The organism is Serratia sp. TSA_7 (assembly GCF_052692135.1).
The window spans coordinates 87,140-99,499 of sequence record NZ_JBQZFU010000013.1; the positions used below are offsets into that span (position 1 = coordinate 87,140).

Annotated in this window: 9 protein-coding genes and 1 pseudogene; 9 read left to right on the plus strand and 1 reads right to left on the minus strand. The window is 57.4% G+C overall.

The window, feature by feature from the left end:
- Positions 1–7 precede the first annotated feature (7 nt).
- Both ACUTQW_RS24150 and ACUTQW_RS24155 read left to right on the plus strand, forming a co-directional pair.
- Positions 8–952, plus strand: coding sequence for an ABC transporter ATP-binding protein (locus ACUTQW_RS24150; protein ID WP_006328010.1), 945 nt, complete (start codon positions 8–10; stop codon positions 950–952).
- On the plus strand, positions 945–2,060 hold the full coding sequence (locus ACUTQW_RS24155; protein WP_006328007.1) for an ABC transporter permease: 1,116 nt from the start codon (positions 945–947) through the stop codon (positions 2,058–2,060). The genes ACUTQW_RS24150 and ACUTQW_RS24155 overlap by 8 nt, the downstream gene beginning before the upstream one ends.
- Before the next feature lie 42 nt (positions 2,061–2,102).
- Here ACUTQW_RS24155 and ACUTQW_RS24160 read toward each other — a convergent pair whose 3' ends face one another.
- A complete protein-coding gene (locus tag ACUTQW_RS24160) occupies positions 2,103–3,200 on the minus strand; it encodes an alpha/beta hydrolase family protein (protein ID WP_445654995.1) in 1,098 nt (365 codons plus the stop codon).
- A 992-nt stretch (positions 3,201–4,192) separates the two neighbouring features.
- Between ACUTQW_RS24160 and ACUTQW_RS24165 the strand changes: the two are divergent.
- From ACUTQW_RS24165 to ACUTQW_RS24195, 7 genes and pseudogenes are all read left to right on the plus strand, one after another.
- Positions 4,193–4,408 (plus strand): annotated as a pseudogene (locus ACUTQW_RS24165) (sigma 54-interacting transcriptional regulator); the annotation flags it as partial.
- A 668-nt stretch (positions 4,409–5,076) separates the two neighbouring features.
- Positions 5,077–6,687, plus strand: a complete 1,611-nt coding sequence (locus tag ACUTQW_RS24170) for a tryptophan halogenase family protein (protein WP_006327996.1) — start codon at positions 5,077–5,079, stop codon at positions 6,685–6,687.
- Positions 6,687–7,772 (plus strand): monodechloroaminopyrrolnitrin synthase PrnB family protein, encoded by a 1,086-nt coding sequence (locus ACUTQW_RS24175; protein WP_006327994.1) that lies wholly within the window; start codon positions 6,687–6,689, stop codon positions 7,770–7,772. Before ACUTQW_RS24170 ends, ACUTQW_RS24175 begins: the two co-directional genes overlap by 1 nt.
- A gap of 44 nt (positions 7,773–7,816) precedes the next feature.
- Positions 7,817–9,520 carry an NAD(P)/FAD-dependent oxidoreductase gene (locus ACUTQW_RS24180; RefSeq protein WP_037433648.1) on the plus strand — a complete coding sequence of 568 codons (1,704 nt, stop codon included), beginning with the start codon at positions 7,817–7,819 and terminating at the stop codon, positions 9,518–9,520.
- Between the two features lie 21 nt (positions 9,521–9,541).
- Positions 9,542–10,636, plus strand: coding sequence for a Rieske 2Fe-2S domain-containing protein (locus ACUTQW_RS24185; protein ID WP_004948052.1), 1,095 nt, complete (start codon positions 9,542–9,544; stop codon positions 10,634–10,636).
- A complete protein-coding gene (locus tag ACUTQW_RS24190) occupies positions 10,636–10,806 on the plus strand; it encodes a hypothetical protein (RefSeq protein WP_020439787.1) in 171 nt (56 codons plus the stop codon). The genes ACUTQW_RS24185 and ACUTQW_RS24190 overlap by 1 nt, the downstream gene beginning before the upstream one ends.
- Positions 10,803–12,047: a cation:proton antiporter gene (locus ACUTQW_RS24195; RefSeq protein WP_020439786.1), complete on the plus strand. Its 1,245-nt coding sequence runs from the start codon at positions 10,803–10,805 to the stop codon at positions 12,045–12,047. The genes ACUTQW_RS24190 and ACUTQW_RS24195 overlap by 4 nt, the downstream gene beginning before the upstream one ends.
- The last annotated feature ends 313 nt before the right edge of the window (positions 12,048–12,360 follow it).

The window sequence follows — 12,360 nt, forward strand, 5'->3', positions numbered from 1 at the left end:
AAAAATTATGGAAAATAAAAGCAGTGAAAAAGTCATCGCCTTCGATGGGGTGCGTAAGCGCTACCGCAATCATGAGGCGCTTAAAGGGATTACTCTGGATATTTTTCGTGGCGAGTTTATCGGCCTGCTGGGCCCGAACGGCGCCGGTAAAACCACGCTGGTGGAGATCCTGGAAGGGTTAAAACAGCCGGACTCCGGTTCGGTAAAGGTGTTGGGAAAAAGCTGGGCGCAGGATGCGCAGTTTCTGCGTCGACGGTTGAGCGGGGTGCTGCAGGAGACCCTGTTTATCAACAAACTGCGGGTTGAGGAGACGGTGAATCTGTTCGGCAGCTTTTACGGCTGCCCGCGCCGCCGTACCGGTGAAGTGCTGGAGTTGGTCGAGCTGTCGGCCAAGCGTCGCACCTTTGTGGAGGGGCTTTCCGGCGGCGAGCGTCAACGTCTGGCACTGGGGGTGGCGATTCTCAACGAACCCGAGATTATGATCCTCGATGAGCCGACGACGGGCCTGGATCCGCGCATCCGTCACGATACCTGGAATATTTTGCGTCGCCTCAACCAGGAGAATGGTTCAACCATGATGCTGACCACCCACTATATGGAGGAGGCCGAGTATCTCTGCGATCGCATCTGCATTATGAACCAGGGGGAGATCCTGACGCAGGGCACCATGACGCAATTGCTGAAAAAGCATTGCGACGGTGAAGTGATTGAATGTCGGGCCACCCGGCCCGAGCGCCTGGAGGCCATGAGACAGCATCCTCAGGTGCTGGAATACGATTTCAACGAAAAGGACGGAAAAATCAGCATGCTTATTATGGATGCGAGCAGCTTTATCAGTCACTTGCTGGCATTTGCGCAAAACGCCGGCGTCGAAATAGCCGAGCTGATCGTACGGAAAAAAACGCTCGACGATCTGTTTATGTCGCTGGCTGGGAGGGGGTTCCATGAATAGCGCGCTGTTCAACCTGATGCTCACTCAATTCCGGCAATACATTCGTGAGCCGCAGATCCTTTTCTGGTCATTTGGGTTTCCCCTGCTGCTGGTATGGCTGTTGGGCCTCTCTTTTTCCTCGCAGGACATACCGGAGCGGCGTATTGGCATTGTTATGCCGCAGGATCAGACGGCGGCGGCGCAGGTTCGCGAGTGGAGTGAGCAACTGGCCGCTACCGATCACCAACTGCAAGGTATCGTCAATCTGCAAGAGGTGAAGCGTCAGCATCTGATTAAGGTGAAATACCTCGTCAGTTATTATCAGAACCGCGATGAGGTTATCTTGGCGCTGAAACGCGGCGACATTCAGATGTTCGTCGAGGTCATTCCGCAGCAGACGGGGCAGAAGCGGATTTACTATCTCGATCCGCAGGACAATGAAGCCATGCTCTCGTACTATTTGATGAATGAGAAGGAACAGGGCGAGCGGCAACCGACGGAGAAAAATCTTTCCGTTCTCGAAACTGCCGGCCTCCGTTACGTTGATTTCCTGGTGCCGGGGTTGCTGGCGATGGCGATCATGGAAACCTGCCTGATCGCCGTTGGCTGGGCGTTGGTGGAGAAGCGAATTACCCGCGTCACACGGCAGATGTGTATCACGCCGATGCGAAAATCCACCTTTCTGATGGCCCATATCGGCGCCTGTTTTCTGATCAACTTCATTGAGATTCTGATCATTAACCTGTTCGCGCGCGTTTATTTTGATGTGGAAATTCAGGGATCGTTCAGCGCGTTTCTGCTGCTGCTGTTCGCCGGTAATGTCTGTTTCTCTGGCATAGCGGTGCTTGCCTCGTCACGGGCGATGAAGGCGCAAACGGCAAACGGCCTGCTGGAAGTGACCATTCTGGTCCAGGTGCTGTTTTCCGGCATCTTCTTCAGCTACAAAAATTTCCCGCACTGGATGGTCAGCATTATTGAATACCTGCCGCTGACGATGCTGGCGGACGCCATGCGCAAAGTCTTTATCGAAGGCGGAGATATCAGGTTGATCATGCCGGCTACGCTGATGCTAATGGGATTTGGCGTATTTACCTTTGTTCTGGGGATGCGGATTTTCCGCTGGCACTAGATAAGGAAGAGGGCGGGGAGGAAGACTCCCCGCAGAGGTTTTTTACTGGCAATGACGGTGCTGCCAAGCGAAATCCTGCTGATCTTGTAAAAAACCGGGATAGAAAATGGCGCGTGGGAAAAATAAACCTTTGTACCAGGTCTCTATTAATGAGTCCTCGGTGCTTTTTTCCAGCATGGAGTGCGTCGCCTGCGGATAAAATTTGATATCCAGCTGGCCTGCTTTGTTTAAGCGCTTGCGGTATTCATTTTCGGTATTTTTAATATCGACGTTAATGTCTTTTCCGCCCAAGGCCAAAAAGACCGGCGAGTGAACCTGGGCAAGGTCTTGCGTAGCGTCCGAACGGTAATTTTTCATCACGAAGGTCCAGCGGTCGGCGGTGAAGTCGGCGGCATTCCCCTCTTTTTGTTGATATTGTTCGAAGCTGGCGTTGGCGTCGAGCAATGCCAGGACCTGCTGCTCGCGCTTTAACTCCGCCGCTATCTCACTTTCCGAACGGCCTTTTTGCTTCATGCTGGCGATAGTATTATAGCGACCCTGCTCCAGCCAGTTAACGGCGGGCGAAACGGCAATCATGAAACAGATATCGGGATATCGCGTTGCGACTTTCGGTAATACCCATCCACCTTGGCTGGCACCCCAGAGTGCGATACGCTGGCCGTCCAACTGGGGCTGATGTTTTATCCAATCGATGGCGGAGATCACTTCGCTGGTGCGATCGTCCATGCTCTGTTGCAGCCAGTTGCCCGGCGCGCCGCCAACGCCAGGTTTATTCCAGGAGAGCGAACTGAAACCGGCTTTGGACAGCGCTTCCCAGATGGGGCGGTAAAAACCGCCGTGAGTGGCGTTAATATCTCCGTCGCCGTGAACAAATATCACTACGCCGGGTTTCTCGCCAGGAGGAAGATGGCGCGGCATCGCCAGGACGGCATCAAGATTATTCGGTTTGTGAGGGATCGTTACCGTACTTTCAACCAACTGATAATTATTCTGATAAAGAATAAATGCCAGAATGGAGGATGTGACGGCAAGTGTGAAAACTATTTTTCTTTTTAAAAGAAAACGCCTGATTAATTTCATTACGTATATTTTTAAAAATGTTATTTCTTGTACAATAATGAAACTGTTTTGGCAGGTCAAGCTTAAAGCTCTGTCGCCGTAAAATGAGTGGCAAGCGGGATATCTTGATAACAGCGTTGAATTATTTTCCAGGAAAGTAATTCACTGCTTATGAGAAAGGTTAACGCGAAAGAATAACGGCGCAGCGGGCAGCCGGCAGGAAGTCGGCTGGGTTAAATACGTCGAATGTTGGTTGTTATCCGGCGCAAATCAGGCAACGTCTGACGATACCTAAGCCATTTTGTGGCAAAGAAAAAGTTCAACATCACCCATTGGAAGGTTTGCATAAGGCGTTCATTGATCGCAGTGATTGATATTGGGTTCCGCGCAGTTATCGGCGTAGTACTTCAGCACTCGTTTATATAATGACGGCACAGGTTTTTGCGGGGGAATAATTAGCGGTAAATTAATTACATATCGTGGGCAGGGTTTGCCATTATCCAGCCAAGCCTCTTTTAAAACTAGGGGTAATGGTTGACGAAAATGGCTGACCAGCTTGGGAATAATGTTGTGACCGGCACCCTGATAAATGTTGGCGATAATGTTCCCGACTCTCCTTTACCAAGCCTGTCGGCTATATCGGGCAGCGCATGCAAACTGTGCAGTGAATTTTAAACGGAAAATAACCCCGTTCGCAGAAAGGTGTGGGTCGCATTATAATTTAATGGATATTTTTGTTTTTTGTACCCTCATTTATACCCTCAGGCCTTAATGATAAGAATACGGAATAGAATCGAGCACGAGATTGAGACAAGCCCTTGGTCAAAAATGTAAACACACCCAGTGAGAGTCATGTTGATAAGGGCTTTGAACGGCGTCTCTGACCTGTTCAAGGTACAGGTGAACGCCCCCGAAAAACACGCCAGAAACACCAGAACAACGTTGTACATGCGTCGCATCATTCACGCAAATCTGCCGCTGTCTCTTGCCGGTCAAACAACAAAATTCAAGCCTCTGGAGGTAATGCTGCAGGAAAATGCTTTGCTGCAATGTCCTTCATCTTATCGACCGGTTCCGGTCTTTTAAAAAGTGAAAAGGGGGCGTTTACCGGTGCCGGCACCCGGCGTATGGGGCGTTTTGAGCTGGTGGGCCAAGGCACGCTGTTTTTACGAGCCGGCAGAAATCTCGATCGAGTCGCCGCCACCCACCGCGACCTGCAGCAGAGGGTCGCCGACCGCGAATTCCGCAGCGGCCTCTATTACCGGCTCAATGTCTTCCCGATACTCATTTCGGCAGAAAACAATTTCCGAATGTTGCTGAGTATTTGTATGAAAACCAGACGGATAATTGTTTTTAGACTGAATGTTTGAACGTGAAAAAGATATTATTTTATGGATGTTTTTATACGTAATTAACGAATGAATCTGAATCGATTATTCTTGTTGGCTGGCAAGTTTATAATGCATCACCTATAACTATCTGGGTGTTGGATTTATAGGATTGTGAGCATGCTATCAATTCCGAATGCATTAATATCCAATAGGTAATTTGTTTATTTAAAGGATGAGGTCAAAGCGGTGTCGGCAGTGATTTAAAGCGTCTGACATGACCCTTTTTGATAAGTTTATTTGCCTCTTTTCATTATGATTGCTCAGTAAAAACAGCAGGTTATGTAAATCCACTTTGGGATGGGTTGAGGTGTTATAAGGCTTGATTTCATTATGATAAATAATGAGGTGGTCTTGTTTTTCCGGCTTTTCCCGTAATTTTAACCGGTTGAAAGTAATATATTTAACCGGGTGGAGGGTGGTGCATAATTAGGGTGTTTAGGGGGCGCTTCGCGTGAGGATATATCGCTGAGTTAATTCTAAAACGGAATGTGGTAATTTTCAGACGAGAGTCTAGCCTGATTAGAACCTAATCTAACATCTCCACTATCCTCCTATGGGAGAGTGTCATGAGCAAACCGATCAAGAATATCGTCATCGTGGGCGGCGGCACTGCGGGCTGGATGTCCGCCTCATACCTCGTCCGGGCGCTCCAGCAGCAGGCGAACATTACGCTCATCGAATCTGCGGCGATCCCCCGGATCGGCGTGGGCGAGGCGACCATCCCGAGTTTGCAGAAGGTGTTTTTCGACTTCCTCGGGATACCGGAGCAGGAGTGGATGCCCCAGGTGAACGGCGCGTTCAAGGCCGGCATCAAGTTCGTGAATTGGAGAAAGTCTCCCGACCACTCGCGCAACGATTACTTCTACCATTTGTTCGGCAATGTGCCGAGCTGCGACGGCGTGCCGCTGACCCATTACTGGTTGCGCAAGCGCGAACAGGGCTTTCAGCAGTCGATGGCATACGCTTGCTACCCGCAGCCCGGGGCGCTCGATGGCAATCTGGCACCTTGCCTGCACGACGGCACCCGTCAGATGTCCCACGCGTGGCACTTCGACGCGCACCTGGTGGCCGATTTCTTGCAGCGCTGGGCCGTCGAACGCGGAGTGAACCGCGTGGTCGACGAGGTCGTTGAGGTTAACCTGAACGACCACGGCTTCATCTCCAGCCTGCTCACCAAAGAGGGCCGGAAACTGGAGGCGGACCTGTTCATCGACTGCTCCGGCATGCGGGGGCTCTTGATCAATCAGGCCCTGAAAGAGCCCTTCATTGACATGTCCGACTACCTGCTGTGCGACAGCGCTGTCGCCAGCGCCGTACCCAACGACGACGCGCAAGTGGGGGTCGAACCCTACACCTCCGCGATCGCCATGAACTCGGGGTGGACCTGGAAAATTCCGATGCTGGGCCGGTTCGGCAGCGGCTACGTCTTCTCGAGCAAGTTCACCTCCCGCGACCAGGCCACCACCGATTTCCTCAACCTCTGGGGCCTCTCGGACAATCAGCCGCTCAACCAGATCAAGTTCCGGGTTGGGCGCAACAAGCGGGCGTGGGTCAACAACTGCGTCTCCATCGGGCTGTCGTCGTGCTTTTTGGAGCCCCTGGAATCGACGGGGATCTACTTCATCTACGCGGCGCTTTACCAACTCGTGAAGCACTTCCCCGACACCTCGTTCGACCCGCGGTTGGCCGACGCGTTCAACGCCGAGATCACCTACATGTTCGACGACTGCCGAGACTTTGTTCAGGCGCACTATTTCACCTCGTCGCGCGAAGACACGCCGTTCTGGCTCGCGAACCGGCACGACCTGCGGCTCTCTGACTCCATCAAAGAGAAGGTTGAGCGCTACAAGGCAGGGCTGCCGCTGACTACCACGTCGTTCGACGATTCCACGTACTATGAGACCTTCGACTTCGAATTCAAGAACTTCTGGTTGAACGGGAACTACTACTGCATTTTTGCCGGCTTGGGCATGCTGCCCGACCGGTCGCTGCCGCTCTTGCAACTGCGACCGGAGTCGATCGAAAAGGCCGAGGCGATGTTCGCCCGCATTCAGCGTGAGGCCGAGCGTCTGCGGGCGAGCCTGCCGACGAACTATGACTACCTGCGGTCGCTGCGCGGGGGCGACGCGGGGCTGTTTCGACCCGGGCCGACGCCCGCGTCGCCGGAGAGCCTGTAGTGGAGCGCGCCCACGACCGGGCATGTGTATTCGCGGCCACGCACGCTGCCGTGGCGGCCTGCGATCCGCTGCAGGCGCGCTCGCTCGTTCTGCAACTGCCGGACCTGAACCGTAACAAGGACGTGCCCGGCATCGTGGGCCTGCTGCGCGAGTTCCTCCCGGTGCGCGGCGTGCCCTCCGGATGGGGCTTCGTCGAAGCCGCCGCCGCGATGCGGGACATTGGGTTTTTCCTGGGGTCGCTCAAGCGGCATGGACACGAGCCCGTGGACGTGGTGCCCGGGCTCGAGCCGGTGCTGCTCGACCTGGCGCGCATGACCGACCTGCCGCCGCGCGAGACGCTCCTGCATGTGACGGTCTGGAACCCCGCGGCGGCCGACGCGCAACGGAGCTACACCGGGCTCAGCGACGAAGCGCACCTGCTCGAGAGCGTGCGCATCTCGATGGCGGCCCTCGAGGCGGCCATCGCGGTGACCGTCGAGCTGCACGACGTGCCCCTGAGGTCGCCCGCGTTTGCGCAAGGGTGCGACGAGCTGGCGGCCTATCTGCAAAAAATGGTCGAATCGATCGTTTACGCGTACCGCTTCATCTCGCCGCAGGTCTTCTACGATGAGCTCCGCCCCTTCTACGAACCTATTCGCGTCGGGGGCCAGAACTACCTTGGCCCCGGTGCCGTAGAAATGCCCCTCTTCGTGCTGGACCACGTCCTGTGGGGCTCGCAATCGGACCACCAGGCTTATCGAGAATTCAAAGAGACGTATCTGCCCTATGTGCTTCCCGCGTACCGGGCGGTCTACGCTCGGTTCGCCGGGAGGCCGTCGCTCGTCGACCGTGCGATCGGCGAGGCGCGAGCGGCCGGTGCCCAGGGCGAATCCGTCCGGGCCGGGCTGGCGGCCCTCAACCGGGTCTTCGTGGTCCTGCTGCGCTTCCGGGCACCTCATGTTCAATTGGCGGAGCGGGTGTACGAAGTCGGGCGAAGCGGCCCGGCAATCGGCAGTGGGGGGTACGCGCCCAGCATGCTCGGCGATCTGGCCACGCTCACGCTTGCCGCGCGCTCCCGCATCCGCACCGCTCTCAACGAGTCCTGACACGCACGGCCATCTGTTCCATCTCATTAAGGAGATTTGCCCTCATGACTCAGAAGAGCCCCGCGCACGGGCGCGATAACAACCACTTCGACGTGATCATCCTCGGCTCGGGCATGTCCGGCACCCAGATGGGGGCTATCCTGGCCAAACAGCAGTTTCGCGTGCTGATCATCGAGGAGTCGTCGCACCCGCGGTTCACGATCGGCGAATCGTCGATTCCCGAGACGTCTCTGATGAACCGTATCATCGCCGATCGCTACGGCATTCCGGAGCTCGACCACATCACGTCGTTCTACTCGACGCAACGTTACGTCTCGTCGAGCACGGGCATCAAACGCAACTTCGGCTTCGTGTTCCACAAGCCCGGCCAGGAGCACGACCCGAAGGAGTTCACGCAGTGTGTCATTCCCGAGCTGCCCTGGGGGCCGGAGAGCCATTATTACCGGCAAGACGTCGACGCCTACCTGTTGCAGGCCGCCATTAAATACGGTTGCACGGTCCGCCAGAAGACTAAAGTGACCGAATACCACGCCGATAAAGACGGCGTCGCGGTGACCACCGCCGAGGACGAACGGTTCACCGGCCGGTACATGATCGATTGCGGAGGACCCCGCGCGCCGCTCGCGACCAAGTTCAATCTCCGCGAAGAGCCGTGTCGCTTCAAGACGCACTCACGCAGCCTCTACACGCACATGCTCGGGGTCAAGCCGTTCGACGACATCTTCAAGGTCAAGGGGCAGCGTTGGCGCTGGCACGAGGGGACCTTGCACCACATGTTCGAGGGCGGCTGGCTCTGGGTGATTCCGTTCAACAACCACCCGCGGTCGACCAACAATCTGGTGAGCGTCGGCCTGCAGCTCGACCCGCGTGTCTACCCGAAAACGGACATCTCCGCGCAGCAAGAGTTCGACGAGTTCCTCGCGCGGTTCCCGAGCATCGGGGCGCAGTTCCGGGACGCCATTCCGGTGCGCGACTGGGTCAGGACCGACCGCCTGCAGTTCTCGTCGACCCGTTGCATCGGCGATCGCTACTGCCTGATGCTGCACGCGAACGGGTTCATCGACCCGCTCTTCTCCCGGGGGCTCGAGAACACCGCTGTGACCATCCACGCGCTCGCGGCCCGCCTCATCAAGGCGCTGCGCGACGATGACTTCTCCCCTGAGCGCTTCGAGTACATCGAGCGCCTGCAGCAAAAGCTTTTGGACCACAACGACGACTTCGTCAGCTGTTGCTACACGGCGTTCTCGGACTTCCGCCTGTGGGACGCGTTCCACAGGCTGTGGGCCGTCGGCACGATCCTCGGGCAGTTCCGGCTCGTGCAAGCCCACGCGAGGTTCCGCGCGTCGCGCGACGAGGGCGATCTCGATCACCTCGACAACGACCCTCCGTACCTCGGGTACCTGTGTGCGGACATGGAGGGGTACTACCAATTGTTCAACGACGCCAAAGCCGAGATCGAGGCGGTGAGCGCCGGGCGCAAGCCGACCGGGGAGGCCGCGGCGCGGATCCACGCCCTCATCGACGAACGAGACTTCGCCAAGCAGATGTTCGGCTTCGGGTACTGCATCACCGGGGACAAGCCGCAGCTCAACAACTCGAAGTACAGCCTGCTGCCGGCAATGAAGCTGATGCACTGGACACAAACCAGCGCGCCGGCGGAGGTGAAAAAGTACTTCGACTACAACCCGATGTTCGCGCTGCTCAAAGCGTACATCACGACCCGCATCAGCTTGACTCGGAAGAAGTAGCCGGCCATCGAGGACACAAAAATGATGAACGACATTCAATTGGTTCAAGTGAACGCCGAGGAGCATCCTTCGAGGGCGTACGACGCGACCACGAGCGTGGCCGCGAGCTGGTACGTCGCGATGCGCTCGGATGACCTCAAGGACAAACCGACGGAGTTGACGCTCTTCGGCCGTCCTTGCGTGGCGTGGCGCGGAGCGACGGGGCAGGCGGTGGTGATGGACCGCCACTGCTCGCACCTCGGTGCGAACCTGGCCGACGGGCAGGTCAAGGACGGGTGCATCCAGTGCCCGTTTCATCACTGGCGGTACGACGAGCAGGGCCAGTGCGTTCACATCCCCGGTCACAACCAGACGGTGCGCCGGCTGGAGCCCGTGCCGCGATCGGTACGCCAGCCGACGTTGGTCACCGCCGAGCGATACGGCTACGTGTGGGTCTGGTACGGCTCCCCGGAGCCGCTGCACCCGCTGCCCGAAATCGCCGCAGCCGACGTCGACAACGGCGACTTTATGCACCTGCACTTCGCGTTCGAGACGACGACGGCGGTCTTGCGGATCGTAGAGAACTTCTACGACGCGCAACACGCGTCCCCCGTGCACGAGCTCCCGATCTCGGCCTTCGAGCTCAAGCTCTTCGACGATTGGCGCCGGTGGCCGGAGGTTGAGTCTCTGGCACAGGCGGGCGCGTGGTTCGGTGCCGGGATCGACTTTACCGTGGACCGGTATTTCGGGGCCTCCGGCATGCTGGCACGCGTGCTCGGCCTGAACATGTCGCAGATGAACCTGCACTTCGATGGCTACCCCGGCGGGTGCGTCATGACCGTCTCGCTGGACGGAGACTTCAAATACAAACTGCTCCAGTGTGTGACGCCGGTGAGCGACGGCAAGAACGTCATGCACATGCTCATCTCGATCAAAAAGGTGGGTGGCGTTCTGCGCCGCGCGACCGACTACGTGCTGTTTGGGCTGCAGACCAGACAGGCCGCGAAGTACGACGTCAAAATCTGGAACGGGATGAAGCCGGACGGCGGCGGCGCGTACAGCAAGTACGACAAGCTCGTGCTCAAGTACCGTGCGTTCTACCGGGGTTGGGTTGACCGCGTTGCGAGTGAGCGGTGATGCGTGAGTCGGCGGCCCTCACCGAGCAGGTTTCGGACACGTCGTTCCGCCAGGCGCTCGCGAACCTGGCGAGCGGCGTCACTGTCATCATGGCGTATGGCGCGGCGGGCCCGCTCGGGCTCGCGGCCACCAGATTCGTGTCGGTGTCACTCTTTCCGAGGTATTCATGACTGTCTGGCTGTTGCAACTGGTGCTGGTGATCGCGCTCTGCAACGTCTGCGGCCGCCTTGCCGAACGGCTTGGCCAGTGCGCGGTCGTCGGCGAGATCGCGGCCGGTTTGCTGTTGGGGCCTTCGCTGTTCGGCGTGATCGCACCGGATTTCTACGATGCATTGTTCGGCCCTCGTACGCTGTCGGCGATGGGGCAGGTCGGTGAAGTCGGCCTGATACTGCTGATGTTTCAGGTGGGTCTGCATATGGAGTTGGGCGAGACGCTGCGCGGCAAGCGCTGGCGCATGCCCGTCGCGATCGCCGCGGGCGGGCTCGTCTTACCGGCCGCGATCGGCATGATCGTCGCCACTGTCTCGAAAGACATGCTCGCCGGCGACGCGCCGGCGCTGCCTTATATACTCTTCTGTGGTGTCGCGCTTGCGATATCAGCGGTACCGGTGATGGCGCGCATCGTCGACGACCTGGCGCTCAACGCCATGGTGGGGGCACGGCACGCAATGTCTGCCGCGATGTTGACGGATGCGCTCGGATGGATGCTGCTTGCAGCCATTGCTTCGCTATCGAGCGGGCCTGGTTGGGCATTTGCGCGCATGTTCCTCAGCCTGCTCGCGTATCTGGTGCTGTGCGCGCTCCTGGTGCGCTTCGTGGTTCGGCCGACGCTTGTGCGGCTCGCATCGACTGCGCATGCGGCGCGCGACCGCTTGGCCGTGTTGTTATGCTTCGTCATGGCATCGGCACTCGCGACGTCGCTGATCGGATTTCATAGCGCATTTGGCGCACTTGCAGCGGCGCTGTTCGTGCGGCGCGTGCCCGGTATCGCGAATGAGTGGCGGGACAACGTCGAAGGTTTTGTCAGGCTTGTGCTGATGCCGGTGTTTTTCGCGTATGCGGGGCTGCATGCGTCGGTCGGCACGATCGACGACGCGGCATCATGGATGTGGTTCGGCGTATTCCTCGCGGGCGGATTCATCGGCAAGTTCGGCGGCAGTTATCTGGGCGCGCGTGCCACCGGGCTTGAGCCACGCGATGCGATGTTGGTGGGTTCGCTGATGAATACGCGCGGCTTGATGGAGCTCATCGTCCTGTCAATCGGTCTGCAGATGCAGATCCTTCCGCCAAAGGTCTACACGATCCTCGTGGTGTTCGCGCTGGTGACGACGGCGCTGACCGTACCGCTGGTTCGACTCACGCTGCGCGCGCAATCGCGCGCGACGTCAGCAATCCCGGGGGCCGGCAAGTGACGCGCATTAGGTAGGTTGCGCCAATTGAAAATAGGCCCTCTGGCGGATCGCTACGCATACGCGCCAGGGCTATTATCCGCAGGGCATTATTTGCTTCACATGAGCCACCACGTTTAATCGGTCCCCTGAAGAGGCTGGTGGGATTCACGCCACAGAGTGATGCCAGCCGCTTCACTTTTCAACCGTTCGGGGTTATCACCAGTGAGCGAGAAAAGGACGCCTGTGCGCCAACACAGGCATCCTTTTTTAAGAGAATGACCCGTCCTGAATAGCGTTGACACATTTTACTCACGCACAGAGGAAAATGTGATGA

Bases quoted from the DNA above. Each gene is read 5' to 3' on its own strand.
- ACUTQW_RS24150 (WP_006328010.1), top strand. From the start codon at position 8: ATGGAAAATAAAAGCAGTGAAAAAGTCATCGCCTTCGATGGGGTGCGT.
- ACUTQW_RS24155 (WP_006328007.1), top strand. From the start codon at position 945: ATGAATAGCGCGCTGTTCAACCTGATGCTCACTCAATTCCGGCAATAC.
- ACUTQW_RS24170 (WP_006327996.1), top strand. From the start codon at position 5,077: ATGAGCAAACCGATCAAGAATATCGTCATCGTGGGCGGCGGCACTGCG.
- ACUTQW_RS24180 (WP_037433648.1), top strand. From the start codon at position 7,817: ATGACTCAGAAGAGCCCCGCGCACGGGCGCGATAACAACCACTTCGAC.
- ACUTQW_RS24185 (WP_004948052.1), top strand. From the start codon at position 9,542: ATGATGAACGACATTCAATTGGTTCAAGTGAACGCCGAGGAGCATCCT.
- ACUTQW_RS24190 (WP_020439787.1), top strand. From the start codon at position 10,636: ATGCGTGAGTCGGCGGCCCTCACCGAGCAGGTTTCGGACACGTCGTTC.
- ACUTQW_RS24195 (WP_020439786.1), top strand. From the start codon at position 10,803: ATGACTGTCTGGCTGTTGCAACTGGTGCTGGTGATCGCGCTCTGCAAC.